This is a genomic window from Allobosea sp. LC85 (assembly GCF_000735605.1).
Classification (GTDB): domain Bacteria; phylum Pseudomonadota; class Alphaproteobacteria; order Rhizobiales; family Beijerinckiaceae; genus Allobosea.
The window spans coordinates 1-18446 of sequence record NZ_JPKG01000047.1 but is presented as its reverse complement, the minus strand read 5'-3'; the positions used below and the strand labels follow the sequence as shown (position 1 = coordinate 18446).

Annotated in this window: 20 protein-coding genes and 1 pseudogene; 20 read left to right on the top strand and 1 reads right to left on the bottom strand. The window is 65.1% G+C overall.

Annotated elements, in window-relative coordinates; genetic code table 11:
- Positions 1–156 precede the first annotated feature (156 nt).
- From ruvC to FG93_RS21775, 6 genes are read left to right on the top strand one after another with little or no spacing between them, the layout of a single operon-like run.
- The gene (gene ruvC, locus FG93_RS21800) at positions 157–672 is read left to right on the top strand and encodes a crossover junction endodeoxyribonuclease RuvC (RefSeq protein ID WP_043238407.1); all 516 of its coding nucleotides are present in this window, start codon (positions 157–159) and stop codon (positions 670–672) included.
- Between the two features lie 40 nt (positions 673–712).
- Positions 713–1330 (top strand): Holliday junction branch migration protein RuvA, encoded by a 618-nt coding sequence (ruvA, locus tag FG93_RS21795; protein ID WP_043238403.1) that lies wholly within the window; start codon positions 713–715, stop codon positions 1328–1330.
- Entirely contained in the window at positions 1327–1815 is a 489-nt protein-coding gene (locus FG93_RS21790) for an N-acetyltransferase (protein ID WP_043238401.1), read from the top strand. The genes ruvA and FG93_RS21790 overlap by 4 nt, the downstream gene beginning before the upstream one ends.
- Positions 1812–2321: a hypothetical protein gene (locus FG93_RS21785; protein ID WP_043238398.1), complete on the top strand. Its 510-nt coding sequence runs from the start codon at positions 1812–1814 to the stop codon at positions 2319–2321. The genes FG93_RS21790 and FG93_RS21785 overlap by 4 nt, the downstream gene beginning before the upstream one ends.
- Positions 2318–3367: a Holliday junction branch migration DNA helicase RuvB gene (gene ruvB, locus FG93_RS21780; protein WP_043238392.1), complete on the top strand. Its 1050-nt coding sequence runs from the start codon at positions 2318–2320 to the stop codon at positions 3365–3367. Before FG93_RS21785 ends, ruvB begins: the two co-directional genes overlap by 4 nt.
- Positions 3368–3375: 8 nt before the next feature.
- Positions 3376–3906 carry a DUF3828 domain-containing protein gene (locus FG93_RS21775; protein ID WP_161783864.1) on the top strand — a complete coding sequence of 177 codons (531 nt, stop codon included), beginning with the start codon at positions 3376–3378 and terminating at the stop codon, positions 3904–3906.
- 9 nt (positions 3907–3915) lie between these two features.
- On the opposite strand, the gene FG93_RS21770 is transcribed toward FG93_RS21775, so the two are convergent.
- Positions 3916–4425 (bottom strand): hypothetical protein, encoded by a 510-nt coding sequence (locus tag FG93_RS21770; RefSeq protein ID WP_043238387.1) that lies wholly within the window; start codon positions 4423–4425, stop codon positions 3916–3918.
- Between the two features lie 152 nt (positions 4426–4577).
- Between FG93_RS21770 and ybgC the strand changes: the two genes are divergently transcribed.
- The 14 genes and pseudogenes from ybgC to FG93_RS32000 all read left to right on the top strand — a co-directional run.
- Positions 4578–4982, top strand: coding sequence for a tol-pal system-associated acyl-CoA thioesterase (ybgC, locus tag FG93_RS21765; protein WP_043238385.1), 405 nt, complete (start codon positions 4578–4580; stop codon positions 4980–4982).
- A gap of 52 nt (positions 4983–5034) precedes the next feature.
- Entirely contained in the window at positions 5035–5676 is a 642-nt protein-coding gene (locus FG93_RS21760; RefSeq protein WP_043238382.1) for a TetR/AcrR family transcriptional regulator, read from the top strand.
- 92 nt (positions 5677–5768) lie between these two features.
- Positions 5769–6212, top strand: a complete 444-nt coding sequence (locus tag FG93_RS21755; RefSeq protein ID WP_043238380.1) for a DUF2852 domain-containing protein — start codon at positions 5769–5771, stop codon at positions 6210–6212.
- A gap of 397 nt (positions 6213–6609) precedes the next feature.
- On the top strand, positions 6610–7320 hold the full coding sequence (tolQ, locus tag FG93_RS21750) for a protein TolQ (protein WP_043238377.1): 711 nt from the start codon (positions 6610–6612) through the stop codon (positions 7318–7320).
- 11 nt (positions 7321–7331) lie between these two features.
- Positions 7332–7781, top strand: coding sequence for a protein TolR (gene tolR, locus FG93_RS21745; RefSeq protein WP_043238373.1), 450 nt, complete (start codon positions 7332–7334; stop codon positions 7779–7781).
- Between the two features lie 27 nt (positions 7782–7808).
- A complete protein-coding gene (gene tolA, locus FG93_RS21740) occupies positions 7809–9008 on the top strand; it encodes a cell envelope integrity protein TolA (protein WP_043238369.1) in 1200 nt (399 codons plus the stop codon).
- 5 nt (positions 9009–9013) lie between these two features.
- Complete coding sequence (gene tolB, locus FG93_RS21735) at positions 9014–10372, top strand: Tol-Pal system beta propeller repeat protein TolB (protein WP_081881721.1); 1359 nt, start codon at positions 9014–9016, stop codon at positions 10370–10372.
- Positions 10373–10562: 190 nt separating this feature from the next.
- Positions 10563–11066, top strand: coding sequence for a peptidoglycan-associated lipoprotein Pal (gene pal, locus FG93_RS21730; RefSeq protein ID WP_043238367.1), 504 nt, complete (start codon positions 10563–10565; stop codon positions 11064–11066).
- Positions 11067–11265: 199 nt separating this feature from the next.
- Positions 11266–12129 (top strand): tol-pal system protein YbgF, encoded by an 864-nt coding sequence (gene ybgF / locus FG93_RS21725; RefSeq protein WP_244448685.1) that lies wholly within the window; start codon positions 11266–11268, stop codon positions 12127–12129.
- A complete protein-coding gene (tilS, locus tag FG93_RS21720) occupies positions 12126–13181 on the top strand; it encodes a tRNA lysidine(34) synthetase TilS (RefSeq protein WP_052514027.1) in 1056 nt (351 codons plus the stop codon). The genes ybgF and tilS overlap by 4 nt, the downstream gene beginning before the upstream one ends.
- 111 nt (positions 13182–13292) lie before the next feature.
- Positions 13293–15218 (top strand): ATP-dependent zinc metalloprotease FtsH, encoded by a 1926-nt coding sequence (gene ftsH / locus FG93_RS21715; protein ID WP_043238363.1) that lies wholly within the window; start codon positions 13293–13295, stop codon positions 15216–15218.
- A gap of 300 nt (positions 15219–15518) precedes the next feature.
- Entirely contained in the window at positions 15519–16862 is a 1344-nt protein-coding gene (gene glmM / locus FG93_RS21710; RefSeq protein ID WP_043238362.1) for a phosphoglucosamine mutase, read from the top strand.
- A gap of 322 nt (positions 16863–17184) precedes the next feature.
- Positions 17185–18054, top strand: a complete 870-nt coding sequence (locus tag FG93_RS21705; RefSeq protein ID WP_052514026.1) for an outer membrane protein — start codon at positions 17185–17187, stop codon at positions 18052–18054.
- 235 nt (positions 18055–18289) lie between these two features.
- A pseudogene (locus FG93_RS32000) lies at positions 18290–18446 on the top strand (S-(hydroxymethyl)glutathione dehydrogenase); the annotation flags it as partial.

Genomic DNA, 18446 nt, shown 5'->3' with positions numbered 1-18446 from the left:
GCCCGCCGGCATGTGGGCAAGGCTGCAGATCATCCGTGTCGAGTCCGCCCGCCGTGGCGACCTTCCGGATCAGCTTGCCTGCTGCAGCGGCCGGCCGCGCTCCTCAGCGGAACCACGGTAATGGAGTACAAACCGTGTCCAGACTAGTGTGCGGACATGGCACAAGCGATTCGGATTCTCGGCCTCGATCCCGGTCTCAGGAAGACCGGCTGGGGCATCATCACCAGCGAGGGCACCAAGCTCTCCTTCGTGGCCTGCGGCTGCGTCGAAAGCGACGGCGCGAGCCCGCTCTCGGAGCGGCTGAAACAATTGCATGACGGCATCGCGCGGGTGATCGGCTCGTTCGACCCCGACGAGGTTGCGGTCGAGGAGACGTTCGTGAACCGCGATCCGCAATCGGCGCTGAAACTCGGCCAGGCGCGCGGCATTGCGCTGGTGGTGCCGGCGATCGCCGGCCTCAGCGTTGCCGAATATGCGGCCAATCTCGTCAAGAAGACGGTGGTCGGCGTCGGCCATGCGGACAAGAAGCAGATCCAGGCAATGATCCGCGTGCTTCTGCCGAAGGCCGAGACAAAATCGGCCGATGCGGCGGACGCGCTGGCGGTGGCGATCTGCCATTCGCAGCATCGCGGCATGAGGGCGTTGGTCGCGCAGATGCGCGCGGCCTCGTGAGGCGCTACAGCTTGGACATGCACATGCGACGGAGCCTCTGATGATCGGCAAGCTCAAGGGGCTGATCGATTCCTATGGCGAGGATTTCGTGATCCTCGACGTGCAGGGCGTCGGCTATGTCGTGCAATGCTCGTCGCGCACCTTGCAGCGGCTGCCAAAACCCGGCGAGGCGGCGGCGCTGGCGATCGAGACCCATGTCCGAGAGGACGCCATCCGGCTTTATGGCTTCCTGTCCGATGTCGAACGCGACTGGTTCCGGCTGATGCAGGTGGTACAGGGCGTCGGAGCCAAGGTGGCGCTCGCCATTCTCTCGACGCTGGACCCCGGCGCACTCGCGACGGCGATCGCCACCAACGACAAGGCGGCCGTGGCGCGCTCTCCCGGGGTTGGCCCGAAGCTGGCCCAACGGCTTTGCGCCGAGCTCAAGGACAAGGCGCCGGCCTTCGGCCATATCGATCCCGGCGTGGTGCAGCTCGCCGGTGCCCTGGAAGACAGGAAGCTGCCGCAAGCGGTGGCGGACGCGGTCTCTGCGCTCTCCAATCTCGGCTATCCGCAGGCGCAGGCCGTGGCGGCGGTCGCGGCGGCCTCGAAGGCGGCAGGCGAGGGGGCAGGGACGGCGCAGCTGATCAAGCTGGGCCTCAAGGAACTGGCGAAGTGAGCAATGCCGATGTCCTGATCGTCCGCGTCGTCGAGGATAAGAGCGAGCTGCTGCAGCTGATGCTGGCGGTCTGGGGCTCGCACAAGATGATGATCGACCTGCACACCTACGATGTCGCCGAGATCGATGCGCTCGGCCTGTTCACGGCGGCGGGCGAGACGGCGGCGCTGGCGAGCTGGACCCGCCGCGACGAGACCGCCTATCTCTGCGCCCTGCATTCGCTGCGGCCGGGAGAGGGCGTGGCAATCCAGATGCTCGCTGCGGTCAAGACGGCCGCCCGGGAAGCGGGCGCGAAGAAGCTCAAGGCGATGCTGACCAATGACAACATGCCCGGGCTGACCTTCTATCAGCGCCAGGGCTTTCGCCTCTCCGGCCTCTATCTCGAGGCGATCGATCATTACCGCTCGGTGATTCCGACGATCATCAAGACCGGCTACAGGGATATCCCGGTGCACGACGCATTGGAGCTGGAGATCGGGTTGTGAGCGAGACTGGGCTCTTAAAATCGGGATGGACCTATCGCCTCGAAGACGTGGTGCTTCACGCAATCTGCTTTCTCGTGTTTGGCCCCTCAGTGGTGCTGTTTCTGCTGGGCTGCCTTGAGGGCATCAAGTCATTGTACCAAGAGGGCTGGGCCAGTGCGTCGGCCGTCTTGCTGAACCTCCCTGCCATAATGACATCGGTTCTCTTGGCCTTGGCATGGCTCACCGCAGGGCCTGTAATGGCGATAAGCGGAGCGATCGTTTCTGCGGTTTCGAGGATCCTTCCGGACGAACGATTGCTCGCGGTCGCGGCGTTTGGCATTGCCGCTGTCATCGGCGTTGTTCTGATGCCTCTATTTGACCAATCAGGATCGAGGCTCGTGCTATCGTGGGGGATTGCCGAGGCCGTGCTGGTGGGCGGCTGCGCGGGAGTCTTGATGACCCGGGCAACAGGATTTTTGAGACGCTGGCGCACACGGCAGCTCGACGCTAGCGGTAAGGTATCATGAACACGGCGCGACCCGGCCTTCTCTCTTCTGCCAAGCGCGACGATGACAGCGAGACCTCGCTACGGCCGCTGTCGCTGTCCGATTTCACCGGCCAGGCGGCGGCGCGCGCCAATCTCCAGGTCTTCATCAATGCGGCGCGCGCGCGCGGCGATGCGCTCGACCATGTGCTCTTCGTCGGCCCGCCGGGCCTCGGCAAGACGACGCTGGCGCAGATCGTGGCGCGTGAGCTCGGCGTCAATTTCCGCTCGACCTCGGGCCCGGTCATTGCCAAGGCCGGCGACCTCGCAGCGCAGCTGACCAATCTCGAAGAGCGCGACGTGCTCTTCATCGACGAGATCCACCGTCTCAACCCGGCGGTCGAAGAGATCCTCTATCCGGCAATGGAGGATTACCAGCTCGACCTGATCATCGGGGAGGGGCCGGCGGCGCGCTCGGTCAAGATCGACCTGCCCAAGTTCACCCTGGTTGGCGCCACCACTCGCGCCGGCCTGCTGACGACGCCGCTGCGCGACCGTTTCGGCATTCCGATCCGCCTGCAATTCTACACGGTCGAAGAATTGCAGGGCATCGTCGCGCGCGGCGCCCGTGTGCTCGGCATCGGCATGTCGGATGACGGCGCCAACGAGGTCGCCCGGCGTTCGCGCGGGACACCGCGCATCGCCGGCCGGCTGCTCCGGCGCGTGCGCGATTTCGCCATCGTCGACGGCGATCCGGTGATCACCCGCTCAGTCGCCGACAAGGCGCTGCACCTGCTCGATGTCGACGGCATCGGCCTCGACCAGATGGACCGGCGCTACCTCACCACGGTCGCGATCAATTTCGGCGGCGGCCCGGTCGGGATCGAAACCATCGCCGCGTCGCTCTCCGAACCGCGCGATGCGATCGAGGAGATCATCGAACCCTTCCTGCTGCAGCAGGGCTTCATCCAGCGCACGCCGCGCGGGCGCCTGCTGACGCCGCATGCGTTCCGGCATCTCGGCATGCCGGAGCCGAGCCGCGAGACGGGGCAATTCGGATTGTTCGGGGACGAGGCCGAGGGCGAGTGATGCTGGGAATGCTGCGGAACCTTGCGGTCGCCGTCCTCGTCACAGTCGTTGCCGGCTTCGCCGCGCAATGGGCTGCCGCGGCAGAGGCAACGCTAGAGGCGACGATCAAACAGGCCTATGCCGCGACGATCCGCAGCCTCGCCAGCACCGGCCCCAAGGCCGCACCGCCGGTATGGCGACCGCCGCACCGCGATACGCTCTTGAGCAAGAGCCTCGCCGCGCTCTTCGCCCGCGACGATCTTTATCAGGATGAAAGCGGCGAGATGGGCAATATCGGCGCCGACCCCTTCCTCAACGGCCAGGACGGCGAGGTGAAGAACCTACGCATTGCGGTGACCGGGAAGCCGGCGGACGGGCGGGCCCTTGTGACGGCCAGCTTCCAGAGCTTCGGAAAGCTGGTGAAGGTGCCGTTCCGGATGATCTGGGAAGGCGGTGCCTGGCGTATCGACGACATCGGCAATGGTAGCGACAGCATCCGCCAGGCGCTGTCGCTACCCTATGAGTGCGGCTCCTTCATGAAGAAGCCCTGCACGCGCTGAGGCCTGCTGCTACCGCGCGAATTTCGATCGGTGCATGGCCGAGCGTTGGCCCGCATGGTCGAGCGAGCCGGATTTCCCGGCCTTGCTGCTCGGGACGGACTTCATGCCTTTGCCGGCCTGCCGGCTCGCGGGCTGCTTCTTGGCGGCAGCCTGGCGCTGCTTCAGCGCCAGCGCCTTGCGGGCAAGGCTGCGCTGGCTCGGAGCGTGCAGCTTCTCGGTGCGGCGCGTCCGCTCGGCTCCGATGCGCTTCAGGGCCGAGGTCAACATGTCGGCCTTTGCCTTGGTGCCGCTGTTGTCGGAGGCAGGGCGCGCGCCCTGCGGCTCGGATTTGCGGCGCATCTCGCGCCTCTGCTGGCTTGCGATCGAGCGAGCCCGGTCGCGACGTTCGCGCAGCTGGACCGAAAGCTCCTTCAACTCGGCATCGCTGGCGCTGCCGATGGTTCGGCGCTGGGTGCGGGCAAAGAGCTCGTATTCCGACTTGTCGAGAAGGCGCTCGATTGCCTTGGACGATTGGGCCATGCCGTTTCTCCTTGTGAGGATGTCGGTGAAGCAAGCTTAGCGGCAGCGGCAGGTTCCGGGTAGGGCTGCGTCATCATGGCTGTGGCGGTTGTTCCGGCTGCCACGCCCGGTCTAAAGGTCGGGGAAACATCATCACGGAATCCCGAAGCGACATGAGCGCCGTCCACCAGCTTCCCGTCCGGGTCTATTACGAGGACACCGATTTCTCCGGCGTCGTTTATCACGCCTCCTATCTGCGCTTCATGGAGCGCGGCCGTACCGAGTTGATTCGCGCGCTCGGCATTGAACAGCGCGAGCTGTTCGACGGGGATGCGGCGTTGGGTTTCGCGGTGCGCCGCATGACGATCGATTTCCTCAAGCCCGCCGTCATGGACGACATGCTGACCGTCGAGACGGTAGCAAGGGACGCGCGCGGCGCGACGATGAATATCGCCCAGCGCGTGCTGCGCGGCGAGGAGGTTCTGATCACTGCCGAGGTCAAGGTCGCCTGCGTCGGCGGCGGGCGGGCCAAACGCATTCCCGACACGCTACGCCTCCGGCTGGGGCTTGAGGCGTGATGGGCGGTGAACACCGTCGACGCCATTCACCCGCTATGTTAGCGCTCCTTACATGATTGGACGGCGGCCGGATTCGGAGCGACGCGGCTATCACCACGGCAACCTCAAGGAGGAACTGGTGAAGGCGGCGCTCGAGCTGATCACGGAGAAGGGCGCGAACGGCTTCACCGTCGCCGAAGCCGCACGGCTGGCCGGGGTCAGCCCGACGGCGCCCTACCGGCACTATCGCGACAAGGTCGAACTGATGGCCGATGTCGCGACGCGCGGCTTCCAGGCTTTCGAGGCGGCGCAGTCGCGTGCCTGGAACGAGGGCAGACCCAATCCATGGGCTGCCTTCCAGCGCTTGGGCCAAGCCTATATCGCCTTCGCTCATGAGCAACCGGCCTATTATTCCGCGATGTTCGAGGCCGGCGTACCGCTTGATGCCAGCCCGGAATTGCGTCTCGCGGCGGATCGTTCCTTCCAGATGCTGCGCGCGGCCTGCGAGGCCTTGATCGCGACCCTTCCTGCGGGCCGCCGGCCGCCGTCGCTGATGATGGCGCTGCATGTCTGGGCGATGTCGCATGGCGTGGCGGCCCTGTTCGGGCGGGCCGATGCAGGCCGTCGCTCGCTGCCGATGTCGGCAGCCGAACTGCTGGAAGCCAATATGCTGATCTATCTGCAAGGGCTCGGCCTGTCGGCGCCAGGGAATTGAAACCCGGGCGTCCGCCGCTTGACAGGCGTTGGCCGCGTTCCCATAATGTATATGTGACTAACATACACACTCACTGATATCGCGAGGGATCGATGCCGATCGTTGCGAGGCTTGATGAATATGGAAGAGGAGCCTGGTTCGCCTTTGCGGTGCTGGGCTTCATCGTGTGGTGGCCGCTCGGTCTTGCGACCCTGGCCTTCATGTGGGGGAGTGGACGCATGTCTTGCGGATATGCCGGTGGAAACCGGTTCGAACACCGGATGAGCCGTCTTCAGGAGAAGATGGATCGCATGCGGGAACGTATGGGCGAACGCGGCGGCCATGGTGGCGGCTGGGGTCGTTGGGGTGGCCCGCCGTCCAGCGGCAACCATGCCTTCGACGAGTACCGTGCAGAAACCCTGCGCAGGCTCGAGGACGAGCAGCGCGAGTTCCAGGACTTCCTGGGGCGGCTGCGCATGGCCAAGGACAAGGCCGAGTTCGACCAGTTCATGGCCGATAGGCGGCCGGGCAGCCAACCTGACCAGGACGCGGCCTGACGCCTACGCCTGAAACCTGACGCCAGACTATGGCCCGCCTCGGCAACGAGGCGGGCCATTTTGCGTTGGGGACGCTCCACTTGCCGGGGTGGCTCAGTGCATCCGCTCGCTCCGCTCCGAAGCCCGCAACAGCGGCGCGCCGTTCGATTCGTTTCGCTGTCAACCCGGCATTAACCTTGCTGGGTGCTTAACTCGACCAGCACGAGTCGCTGATGAAGAAAACCCCGGATGCGCCCATCTTTCGCCGGATTCGAAGGCAATTGACAGGAACGGCATGTTCCCCAGTTCGCAAATTCGATGGTGGCGCGAGGTATTCGTGGCCTCGGTCATCGATTTGGTCGGCGGGAGATTGGATCAGCAGCGCTCGATCGCGCTGACCGTCTGAAAGGATGACAGAATGAACCCCGCCGAGGTTGCGCAGGCTGCGCCACAGATCGACATGTCGTTCTGGACGTTGTTCTGGCACGCCCATATCGTCGTCAAGCTGGTCATGATGGGCCTGCTCGGCGCGTCGGTGTGGTGCTGGTCGATCATCATCGACAAGACGCTGCTCTATCGCCGCACGCGCCGCGACATGGATGCCTTCGAGGAGGTGTTCTGGTCCGGTCGGTCGCTGGAAGAGCTTTATCGCGATCTCGCGAGCAAGCCGGTCAACGACATGGCGGCGGTCTTCGTCGCGGCGATGCGGGAGTGGAAGCGCTCCTTCGAGAATGGCGGCCGCTCCGTCGCCAGCCTCTCCGCACGTATCGACAAGGTTCTCGACGTCACCATTCAGCGCGAAACCGAGCGGCTGGAATCGAAGCTCCTCGTGCTGTCGACCATTGCCTCGGCCGCTCCGTTCATCGGCCTGTTCGGCACGGTCTGGGGCATCATGAACTCCTTCACCGCGATTGCGGTCTCCAAGAATTCCTCACTTGCCGTGGTGGCGCCCGGTATCGCGGAGGCGCTTTTCGCCACCGCGATCGGCCTGTTCGCCGCGATTCCGGCTCTGATGGCCTATAACAAGCTGCAGGCCGAGGTCGCCAAGGCCCAGAACCGCCTCGAAGCCTTCGCCGACGAGTTCTCCGCGATCCTGTCGCGGCAGATCGACGAGCGGCTGGCGGCGTAAGGGGCGGCACGATGGGCATGTCAGCAGCGACCGGCGCCAAGGCCGGAGGCAGGCGGGGCCGGCGCAGCCGCCGCCACAGCGCGATCGCCGAGATCAACATGACGCCGTTCATCGACGTCATGCTGGTGTTGCTGATCATCTTCATGGTGGCCGCGCCCCTGATCGCGACCGGCGTTCCGCTCGATCTGCCGCAGACCGGGGCGAAGCCGATCAATGTCGACCAGAAGCCGATCACCATTGCCATCGACAGCAAGGGCCAGATCTTCCTCCAGGACCAGCCGACGCTGGAGCCCGATCTGGTGACGAAGCTGCATGGCCTCGCCAAGCAGGGCTTCGACGAGCGCATCTATGTGCGCGGCGACCGTCAGGTCGATTACGGGCGCGTCGCTTCGGTGATGTCGACCATCACGTCGGCCGGGTTCAAGCGTGTGGCGCTCGTCACCGAGCCCGCGACGCGCTGACGACGTGAAGGCGAGGTATCTCCAGCCGTGAAGGTCTCCACCTCCGAACCGGGAATCGCGCTCTCCGCCCTCGGCCACGTGACGTTTCTCGTCGCGGGGCTGCTGGCGTTCTCGTCGCCGAATCCCCTGCCGGAGAACGAAGAGGCGATCGCCGTCGAGATGGTCGATCCGAGTGCGCTGAACCAGGTCACGCGTGGCGAGCGCAAGGCCGAGAAGGTGCAGGAACAGCCGGTCCAGCGCGCCGAGCGCCAGTCGGAGACGGTCGAGCGCAAGGAGGCGGGCGAGGCCAAGCAGGACACGCCTGCGCCGCCGACGCGGCCCGCAGAACTGAAGGCCGCGGATGACAATGCTTCGGCGCCGATGCCGCCGGCGCGCCCTGCGCTGCAGCCTCCGAAGCCGGAACCCAAGTCGGAGCCGGCAAGGCAGCCGCCACAGAAGGCAGAGGCTCCGGCTGAGCCAAAGCCGGATCTGCGCCGCGAGGAACTCGCCAAGCTCGCCGAGGAAGCCGAACTCGCCTCCAAGGCGAAGCAGGCCGAGGAGGATGCCAAGGCTGCCGCAAAGGTGAAGGCCGAAGCCGAGGCACAGGCCAGGGCCGAAGCGGCCGCCAAGGCCAAGGCGGAAGCGCAGGCCAAGGCTGCCGCAGCCGAGGCTGCCAAGGAAAAGGCTGAGGCGGAAGCCAAGGCGAAGGCCGAAGCGGAGGCCAAGGCCAAGATCGCGGCCGCCGCCAAGGCCAAGGCTGAAGCAGAGGCCAAGGCCAAGCGTGAGGCGGAGATCGCCAAGAACTTCAACCCGACCGATATCGCCAAGCTTTTGCAATCGAAGGAGCCGGCGCAGTCCTCGGGCTCGTCCGCGCCGCAGGTGAACCGCACCGCTTCGCTCGGCACCGAGCGCGGCTCCTCTCAGAAGCTCAGCCCCTCGCTGCGCGCGCAGCTTGTCGGGATCATTCAGGACCAGCTCCTGAAATGCTGGAACGTGCCGATCGGGCTCGCGAATGCGAAGGGCGCAGTCGTGCCTTCGGTGCGGATGAAGCTGAATACCGACGGCTCGCTCGCGGGCCAGCCGGGCGTGATCAACACGTCGTCCGATCCGCTGTTCCGAGTTGCGGCCGACTCCGCCCTGACGGCGACCCGCCGCTGCGCACCCTTGCGCATTCCTGCTCAATTTGCCGCTTACTATGACGACTGGCGTGATGTCGTCGTCAATTTCGACGCTAGGGACGTGCTGTGACCCCCATGTTTCGCAACTCCATGATCGAGGGCGCCGGTCTGACCCGTTCCGGGCTGACGCGCCGCCATGCGCTGACCCTTGCCGGTTCGGCCTTGTCCTTGCCGCTGCTGTTGCCCGCGGCTGCCCGCGCGGAACTGGTGATCGATCTGCGCAAGGGCACTTTCCAGCCCATGCCGATCGCCATCGCCGATTTCGGCGGCGAGGCCGGCGTGCTGGTCTCGGGCGTGATCACCAACAATCTCAAGCGCTCCGGCTATTTCCAGCCAATCGACAAATCGCGCCACCCCGACAAGAACCCGGCCTTCGATGCGGTGCCGCAGTTCGAGGCTTGGAAGGCTGCCGGCGTGCAGGGCCTGGTGACGGGCCGCGTCTCGCGTGATGGTGGGCGGCTTCGTGCGGAATTCCGGCTCTGGGACGTCGTCACCGGCGAGCAGATCGACGGACAGCAGTATTTCACCGACCCGAACAACAGCCGGCGGGTTGGCCATATCATCTCGGACGCGATCTTCACGAAGGTCACGGGCGTCGGCGGCTTCTTCGACACCCGCGTCGTCTTCGTCGACGAATCCGGGCCGAAGGAGAACCGGCGCAAGCGGCTCGCCATCATGGACCAGGACGGCGCCAATGTGCGCTTCCTGACCAATGGCGAGGTCTCGGTCGTGACCCCGCGCTATTCGCCGGTTGCGCAGGAAGTCACCTATATGGCGCAACGCACCGGCGAGCAGCCGCGCGTGCATGTGCTGAACATCGAAACCGGCCAGCGTCAGGTCGTCGGCAATTTCCCCGACATGACCTCGAGCCCACGCTTCTCGCCGAACGGCGCGAAGATCGCGCTCAGCCTGCAGCAGGGCGGCAATGCAAATCTCTACATGATCGATATCGGCTCGCGCACGACGACGCGGCTGACCTCGACTGGCGCGATCGACACCTCGCCCTCGTTCTCGCCCGACGGCACTCAGATGGTGTTCGAGAGCGACCGCGGCGGTTCGCAGCAGCTTTATGTGATGGCGATCGGCGGCGGGGAGGGCAAGCGCATCTCCTTCGGCCAGGGTTCCTATTCGCAGCCGTCATGGTCGCCGCGCGGCGACCTGATCGCCTTCACGCGCCAGGGCGGCGGCGGCTTCGCTATCGGCGTGATGCGGCCGGACGGCTCGGGTGAGCGTATCCTGACCGAAGGCTTCCACAACGAAGCACCGAACTGGGCCCCGAACGGCCAGTACATCATGTTCTTCCGTGATCCCGGCGGCCAGTCCGGCGGCAAGCTCTACATGGTCGACATCACGGGCCGGGTCGAAGTGCCGGTGCCGACACCGGCCTTCGCTTCGGATCCGAGCTGGTCGCCGCTGCTGACGACGGCGCGCTGAGGCGGCGGTCTGTTGCCGCTCTGCAACAGCGCGGAGAATGCTGCATTTCGCTGCAATTGGTTAACCATACGCCGCAATGCCGCCACTTCGCCTTGATTTGGCAAGGTCTCGTTTAGGTTGACACATCATTGATGTGTCTGAGTTTCACGACTTTCTGATTGCGGAACCTAGACCCGCCTGGAGAATCAACATGCTGCTTGCCTCGCTCGCCAGCCCGCGCACTGCCCGTTTTGCCGCTGCCATTGCTGCCACGCTCGCACTGGGCGCCTGCGCCAAGGACCAGAACGCCGAAGGCGGCTTTGGTGCCGGCGGCGCAGCCACCCCGGGCAGCGCCCAGGACTTCGTCGTGAATGTCGGCGACCGCGTTTTCTTCGAGACCGATTCGACCGACCTGACGCCGACGGCCGTCTCGACCCTCGACAAGCAGTCCTCCTGGCTGCAGCGCTACCCACGCTATACCTTCACCGTCGAGGGCCATGCCGACGAGCGCGGCACCCGCGAATACAACTACTCGCTTGGCGCCCGCCGCGCCCAGACGGTGCGCGATTACCTGACCTCGCGCGGCATCCAGGCCAACCGGATGCGCACGATCTCCTACGGCAAGGAGCGCCCGGTGGCGGTCTGCAACGACATCTCCTGCTGGTCGCAGAACCGCCGTGCCGTGACCGTGCTCGACGGCGCCGGCGGCGTCTGAGCATCCAGCTTTCTGAAATCCGTCGAGGCCGGCGCTTTCCCTGCGGAAGTGCCGGTCTTTTCATATTTTGGCCGCGGTGACAGCGTGTGATAACCCGTCGCTTGAGAGAAACAGTCCGGTCTTCATGATGGTTCGAGAATTTGCCTTTCTTCCCTGCCGGTCGCGACTGCTGGCTGCGGTCGCCTTCGGGGCCATTGCAATGGCTGCGCTGCCGGCCGTGGCGCAGGATGCGGCCGAGCTGACCGTGCGCACCGGGCGACTGGAAAACCAGGTTCGAGCGCTCTCCGGCCAGATCGAGCAGCTGCAGTTCGAGAACCGCCGGCTCACCGAACAGCTTCGCAAGTTCCAGGAGGATGTCGATTTCCGCCTGAACGAGCGCGGTGGCGGCGGCGCTCGCCCCGGTGGCGCTTCGCCGGGACCGGCTGCCCAGCCGCCGGTGACGCAGCCTGGTCGTCCGCGTCGGAATGATGCCTTCGACCCCTCCGCGCATCCGGGAGGCTCCGGGGCGCCGCGTCAGCTCGGCAGCATGGAGGGCATCATCGAGGATGAATTCGCCGGGGCGGGCGGTGGCCAGGGGCCGCTCGATCTGCAGGGCGTCGGTCGACAGGTCCCGCAAGGCGCGCTCCCGCAGGGCGGCCCGCGTGGCGGACCGAGCGTTGCCGCGACGGGCGCAGCGCCGAGCCCCAAGGATAGCTATGACGCAGCCTACGCTTATGTCCTGCGCAAGGAATACGAGCAGGCCGAGATGGGCTTTCGCCAGTTCCTGCAGAGCTATCCACGTGATCGTCTTGCCGCTGATGCCACCTTCTGGCTTGGCGAGAGCTATTTCCAGCGCCAGCGCTATCGCGAGGCGGCCGAGCAGTTCCTGAAGATCTCGCGTGACTACCCGCGCGCCGGCAAGGGCGCCGACAGCCTGCTCAAGCTCGGCATGTCGCTGAATGGGCTCGGCGCGCGAGACCAGGCTTGCGCGACCTATGCCAAGGTCGGCGTCGACTTTCCTTCCGCTTCCAATGCCGTCCGGCAGGGTGTCGAGCGCGAACGGCGCCGCGCTCGCTGCGCTTGAACGCGCTCGCTTCCAGCGATCCTGAGCATCTTCCGGTTTCAGCCGGCGAGGCGGCTGCGCTCTTCGCCGGGCTTGCGAATGAAACGCGCGTGCTGGTCGGCGTCTCGGGCGGCCCGGACTCGGTTGCGCTGCTTTCGCTGTTGAAGGAATGGTCGCAGCAGCCCGGTCGGCCCGCGCTCCATGCCGCAACGGTCGATCACGGCCTGCGCGAGACGTCCTCGAGCGAAGCGGAAGCCGTCGGCGCGCTCTGCTCCTTGCTGGGGGTTCCTCACAGGATCCTGTGCTGGGCCGGCCCGAAACCTGCGACCGGCATCCAGCAGCGGGCGCGAGAGGCGCGCTATGCACTGCTGGCGGCTTATGCAAAGGCTCTCGGTGGCGCGGTACTGGTGACGGCCCACACGCTCGATGACCAGGCCGAGACAATGCTGATGCGGATGGCGCGCGGTTCCGGGCCAAGCGGACTCGCCGGCATGCGAGCGAGCGTGCGCAAGGACAACACGGTGCTCGTGCGTCCGTTGCTTGCCGTGCCCAAGGCACGTCTCATCGCGACCGCCGAGGCGAGGGGGCTTTCCTTCATTCGCGACCCGAGCAATGCCGATCCGCGGTTTGAGCGCGCGCGTTGGCGGACCCTGCTGCCGATGCTGGCCGATGAGGGACTCACGGCCGAGCGCCTCGCCGTCCTGGCCGGAAGGCTGGCGCGGATGGACGCGGCGTTAGAACACCAGGTCGCCCTGCTGCTGCCGTCGCTCATGCTTGCAGGCGAGAAGGCGGGAGCGACGCGGCTGCGCTTCGGCGCGCTGGTCGATCTCCCCGAGGAAATTGCCCTGCGGGTCGTGGCCGAAGCGCTCACTCTGGCGCCTGGAGCGAGTGCCGAGTTGCCGCGCCTGGAGCGGCTGGAAGGGTGTGTGTTCGCGCTTCTGGAGGCGGCGCGGCGGGGCGCGGCCATGACGCGGACATTATCGGGGTGTGTACTGGCGCTTGATCGGGACGGTATCCTGACGCTGGCGCTGGAACCGGCGCGCAGACGGGGCGTTCACCCTGCGTCGCGATGAGCCTGGTTCGAATCTGCTGTTTCCCTTGGCAAGGGGCTTCGCCGCTCCTAGATTAACGCCTGAAACCCTTGGCCTTCTCCGGTTGGACCGGGCGGCCCGATCGGACAGAGAATGAATCCGAATTTCCGTAATTTCGCCCTTTGGGTGGTGATTTTCCTGCTGGTTCTGGCGCTCGTGACGCTGTTCCAGAGCCCGAGCCAACGCACCAGCACCAATGAAATCCCCTATAGCCAGCTCATCAACGAGAGCGAAGCGGGGCGGATTTCCAATGTTGTGGTCGCTGGCCAGGAGATTTCTGGCACGTTCTCGGACGGGCGCAGCTTCGTGACCTATGCCCCCTATGGCGACCCGGCGCTGCTGAAGACGCTGGCGCAGAAGGGTGTCCAGGTCGCGGCGCGGGCGCCGTCTGAGGGTACGCCCTGGTTCATGGCGCTTCTCGTCAATTCGTTGCCTTTCGTCATCTTCATCGGCCTATGGATCTTCATGTCCCGGCAGATGCAGAATGGTGCCGGTCGCGCCATGGGCTTCGGCAAATCGAAGGCCAAGCTGCTGACCGAGGCGCATGGTCGCGTCACCTTCGAGGATGTCGCCGGCATCGACGAGGCGAAGGAGGATCTGCAGGAGATCGTCGAGTTCCTGCGCGATCCCCAGAAGTTCCAGCGGCTCGGCGGGCGCATTCCCCGTGGCGTGCTGCTCGTTGGTCCTCCCGGCACCGGCAAGACGCTGACGGCGCGCGCTGTCGCCGGCGAAGCCAATGTGCCGTTCTTCACGATCTCGGGTTCGGACTTCGTCGAGATGTTCGTCGGCGTCGGTGCGAGCCGCGTGCGCGACATGTTCGAGCAGGCCAAGAAGAACGCGCCCTGCATCATCTTCATCGACGAAATCGATGCGGTCGGTCGTCACCGCGGCGCCGGTCTCGGCGGCGGCAATGACGAGCGCGAGCAGACCCTCAACCAGTTGCTCGTCGAGATGGACGGCTTCGAGGCGAATGAGGGTGTCATCATCATCGCCGCCACGAACCGCCCGGACGTGCTCGATCCGGCGCTGCTGCGTCCCGGTCGCTTCGATCGCCAGATCGTCGTGCCGAATCCGGACGTCGCCGGTCGCGAGAAGATCCTGCGCGTGCATGTCCGCAAGGTGCCGATGGCTCCGGATGTCGATCTCAAGATCCTGGCGCGCGGAACCCCCGGCTTCTCGGGCGCCGATCTGATGAATCTCGTCAACGAGGCGGCGCTGCTCGCGGCCCGTCGCGGCAAGCGCATGGTCACGCATGCCGAGTTCGAAGACGCCAAGGACAAGGTCATGATGGGCGCCGAGCGCAAATCCATGGCGATGTCCGAGGAAGAGAAGAAGCTGACCGCCTATCATGAGGCCGGCCACGCCATCGTCGGCTTGTATGTCCCGGCTGGCATCCCGGTCCACAAGGCGACGATCATCCCGCGCGGTCGTGCGCTCGGCATGGTCAAGTTCCTGCCGGAAGGCGATCGCTATTCGATGAAGTTCAAGGAGTTCACCTCGCAGCTCGCGGTGGCCATGGGTGGCCGCGTTGCGGAGGAGATCACCTTCGGCAAGGAGAACATCACCTCCGGGGCCACCGGCGACATCCAGCAGGCGACCAAGATGGCCAAGGCCATGGTCACGCAGATGGGCTATTCCGATGAACTCGGCCTGGTCGCCTATGGCGACAATCAGGAAGAGGTTTTCCTCGGCATGTCGATGGGCCGGACCCAGAGCGTGTCGGAAGCGACTGCGCAGAAGATCGACAGCGAAGTTCGCAAGCTCGTCCACCAGGGCTATCTGGATGCCAAGAAGATCCTCAACGAACACCATGAGGAATTCGTCCAGGTGGCAGATGCTCTGCTCGAGTTCGAGACGCTGACCGGCGACGAGATCCGTGACCTGATCGCTGGCAAGCGCCCGTCCCGCGATGCTGACGATACGCCGTCGGCGCCGCGTGGTTCGGCCGTGCCGAGCGCGGGCCGTGGCCGCAAGCGCGGCGAGCCCGACGCCGGTCTGGAGCCGCAGCCGCTGGTCTGAGCGGCCTCGGTCGGGCCTCACACATGAAGGCGGCCATGCCAGGCCGCCTTTTTCTTTGACTGCGATCAATCGTTGAGGCGGGGCTTTCGCGTGTGATCCAGTTGGGGACGAGACCGGCGCGATCGTTCCAGTCTTCGTCCTGGCGGTGTCGCCCATGATAAAATTCGTCATAAAACGTGAGAAGGCGGAACGCTTGTCCCGCGATAGAAGAACTCAACAAGGCCGGGAGCAGGCTGGTTGCAACCGCGCCCCGGTTGTTCGTAAAGCTCCCATCATGGCCGCCATCTGGATCGATTGGATATGACGCGCAAATATTTCGGAACCGACGGCATCCGCGGCCGCGCCAATGGCGTGATCACGCCCGATCTGGCGCTCAGGGTCGGCCAGGCCACGGGTATCGCGTTTCGGCGCGGCGAGTACCGCCACCGCGTGGTGATCGGCAAGGATACGCGGCTCTCGGGCTATATGATCGAGACGGCGCTGATCGCCGGCTTCACCTCGGTCGGCATGGATGTGCTGCAGCTCGGTCCGATGCCGACGCCGGCGGTCGCGATGCTGACGCGCTCGATGCGCGCGGATCTCGGGGTGATGATCTCGGCCTCGCACAACCCCTATGAGGATAACGGCATCAAGCTGTTCGGTCCCGACGGCTACAAGCTCAATGACGAGGTTGAGAGCGAGATCGCCTCCCTGATCGATTCCGACCTCGGAGCGCAGCTTTCGGAGGCTGCGATGCTCGGTCGTGCCAAGCGCATCGACAGCGCCCATGCGCGCTATATCGAGTTCGCCAAACGCACCCTGCCGCGCAATCTGAGCCTCGACGGGCTGCGCATCGTCGTCGATTGCGCCAACGGCGCCGCCTACAAGGTCGCGCCCGAGGCGCTCTGGGAGCTCGGGGCCGAGGTCATTGCCATCGGGGTCGACCCGGACGGCTTCAACATCAACAGGGATGTCGGTTCGACCAAGCCGGATGCCTTGGCGCAGAAGGTGCGCGAGCTGCGCGCCGATATCGGTATCGCGCTTGATGGCGACGCCGACCGCGTGCTGATCATCGACGAGCAGGGACACGCCGTCGATGGCGACCAATTGATGGCCGTGATCGCACGCAGCTGGCAGGAAGACGGCCGTCTCTCGGCGCCTGGCATCGTCGCGACCGTGATGTCCAATCTCGGGCTGGAGCGCTACCTGGCCGGCCTTGGCCTCAGCCTTGAGCGCACCGCCGTGGGCGACCGCTACGTGCTCGAGCACATGCGGGCGAACGGCTTCAATCTTGGCGGCGAGCAATCCGGCCATATCATCCTCTCCGACTATGCGACGACCGGCGACGGGCTCGTGGCGGCGCTGCAACTGCTCGCGGTGGTGAAGCGGATGGACAAGCCGGTCTCGGAAGTCTGCCACTGCTTCGAGCCGCTGCCGCAGATCCTCAAGAACGTGCGCTACAAGCAGGGCCAGCCGCTGAAGGAAAAGCCGGTCGTCAACGCGATCGAGGCCGCCAGGCAAATGCTCGGCGATAGCGGGCGCCTCGTCATCCGTCCGTCGGGCACCGAGCCGGTGATCAGGGTGATGGCCGAAGGCGACGACCGCGACCTGGTGATGCGCGCTGTCGACGACATCGTCGATGCCGTGACGAAGGCCGCGGCCTGACGCAGCCGGCGGGCTGCGTCTTTCATTAAAGATCATTCTGGAAGTTGGATCATCGGACCGGATATCGTATCCGGTCCGATGATCCAACTTTCTGTGATTGCAGCGGCTTTCCCGAAAACCGCAATCCACTTTTCGGGCCGATGCTTTAGGGCAGGTCCCGGCGCATTCCATCTTTGGAATGCGCCGGGTTTGCTCGTTCGTGCGAGATTTCGTGGTTAAGCGGTAAGGTTAAGCGTCATTTAAGGAATTCGTGCCAGGGTCCTTCCCGTCGGTAACACGCGCGAGCTGCGTATCGCGTCGCGCAAACTCGAGGGACTCTGCCATGGGCAGCCTGAAAATTCTCGCGCTGGCGGGCGCCATGGCCTTCGGAGGCTCCGCAGTGGCCTCCGCTGCCGACCTGGCTCCTCTGCTGCCCCCACCGCCTGAACCTGTTGCCCTGCGCGGAACGATTGGATCCGGCTGGTATCTGCGTGGCGATGTCGGGGTCGGCGTGCAGTCGATCGACAAGTTCTACCAGGAAGACGTTCAGGCCTTTGGCGGACAGTTCTTCGGGAAGACCGAGGAAACCGCCTTCTTCGGCGGTGTCGGCATCGGCTATCGCTTCAACAACTGGTTCCGCGTCGACGGCACCTGGGAATATCGCGGTGCCTCGCAGATCGGCATCAGCGACAAGCTTTTCAATCCCTTCGCCAATGGCAACCAGACCAACACCTATAAGGGCAACCTGTCCTCGATGGTGGCCCTGTTCAACGCCTATGTCGATCTCGGCACCTGGAACTGCCTGACGCCTTATATCGGCGCCGGTATTGGTGTCGCGCAGAACCGCATCAGCGGATTGACGGATCAGGGCATCGTTTTCGCCAATGAGCCGTTCGGGCCGGTCTCCTCGACGCTGGGAACGGCCGGCACCGGCACCAAGTCGGGCCTTGCCTGGGCACTCATGGCCGGTCTCGGCTATGAGGTGAACAAGAATCTGACGCTCGAATTCGGCTATCGCTACCTCAATCTCGGCGACGCGCAGTCGGGGATCATCCGGAACGCCTTCCTTCCGGAAACGGCCCGGCCGCTCAAGGCCAAGGATATCGACAGCCACGACTTCCGGATCGGCATGCGCTGGAATTTTGGCGATCCCGATTGCTGCGCTGCTCCGGCTCCGGTCGCCTATCAGGCGCCGGTCGTGCGCAAGTACTGACCAGCTGGTTCTCCAGTTTCGCAACGAACGGCGCGGATCAACGATCCGCGCCGTCTGCATTTCGGAATTCCGCAAATGCTGAGGCTCCGAGCCGGGGTTGCGTTGACAAAGCCTCCATCCCTTCGCCCTATTCGTGCTTGGCCGAGGCGGTTCGCAGTCGGGACACGCCTCCACGATCAGGCTTCCAGCCCACGCGCCATCGCCGCTCGCGCTGGCTTTCTGCAAGGATATGACCATGAAGACACGCGCCGCCGTTGCCTGGGAGGCCGGAAAGCCGCTGACGATCGAAACGGTCGAGATCGGCGGGCCGAAGGCGGGTGAGGTCCTTGTCGAGGTGATGGCGACCGGCATCTGCCACACTGATGCCTATACGCTGTCGGGCCTGGACTCGG

What these genes read in the sequence shown, in the direction of transcription:
- ruvC (WP_043238407.1), top strand. Translation starts at nt 157, where the DNA reads ATGGCACAAGCGATTCGGATTCTCGGCCTCGATCCCGGTCTCAGGAAG.
- ruvA (WP_043238403.1), top strand. Translation starts at nt 713, where the DNA reads ATGATCGGCAAGCTCAAGGGGCTGATCGATTCCTATGGCGAGGATTTC.
- ruvB (WP_043238392.1), top strand. Translation starts at nt 2,318, where the DNA reads ATGAACACGGCGCGACCCGGCCTTCTCTCTTCTGCCAAGCGCGACGAT.
- FG93_RS21775 (WP_161783864.1), top strand. Translation starts at nt 3,376, where the DNA reads ATGCTGCGGAACCTTGCGGTCGCCGTCCTCGTCACAGTCGTTGCCGGC.
- FG93_RS21770 (WP_043238387.1), bottom strand. Translation starts at nt 4,425, where the DNA reads ATGGCCCAATCGTCCAAGGCAATCGAGCGCCTTCTCGACAAGTCGGAA.
- ybgC (WP_043238385.1), top strand. Translation starts at nt 4,578, where the DNA reads ATGAGCGCCGTCCACCAGCTTCCCGTCCGGGTCTATTACGAGGACACC.
- FG93_RS21760 (WP_043238382.1), top strand. Translation starts at nt 5,035, where the DNA reads ATGATTGGACGGCGGCCGGATTCGGAGCGACGCGGCTATCACCACGGC.
- FG93_RS21755 (WP_043238380.1), top strand. Translation starts at nt 5,769, where the DNA reads ATGCCGATCGTTGCGAGGCTTGATGAATATGGAAGAGGAGCCTGGTTC.
- tolQ (WP_043238377.1), top strand. Translation starts at nt 6,610, where the DNA reads ATGAACCCCGCCGAGGTTGCGCAGGCTGCGCCACAGATCGACATGTCG.
- tolR (WP_043238373.1), top strand. Translation starts at nt 7,332, where the DNA reads ATGGGCATGTCAGCAGCGACCGGCGCCAAGGCCGGAGGCAGGCGGGGC.
- tolB (WP_081881721.1), top strand. Translation starts at nt 9,014, where the DNA reads ATGTTTCGCAACTCCATGATCGAGGGCGCCGGTCTGACCCGTTCCGGG.
- pal (WP_043238367.1), top strand. Translation starts at nt 10,563, where the DNA reads ATGCTGCTTGCCTCGCTCGCCAGCCCGCGCACTGCCCGTTTTGCCGCT.
- ybgF (WP_244448685.1), top strand. Translation starts at nt 11,266, where the DNA reads ATGGCTGCGCTGCCGGCCGTGGCGCAGGATGCGGCCGAGCTGACCGTG.
- ftsH (WP_043238363.1), top strand. Translation starts at nt 13,293, where the DNA reads ATGAATCCGAATTTCCGTAATTTCGCCCTTTGGGTGGTGATTTTCCTG.
- glmM (WP_043238362.1), top strand. Translation starts at nt 15,519, where the DNA reads ATGACGCGCAAATATTTCGGAACCGACGGCATCCGCGGCCGCGCCAAT.
- FG93_RS21705 (WP_052514026.1), top strand. Translation starts at nt 17,185, where the DNA reads ATGGGCAGCCTGAAAATTCTCGCGCTGGCGGGCGCCATGGCCTTCGGA.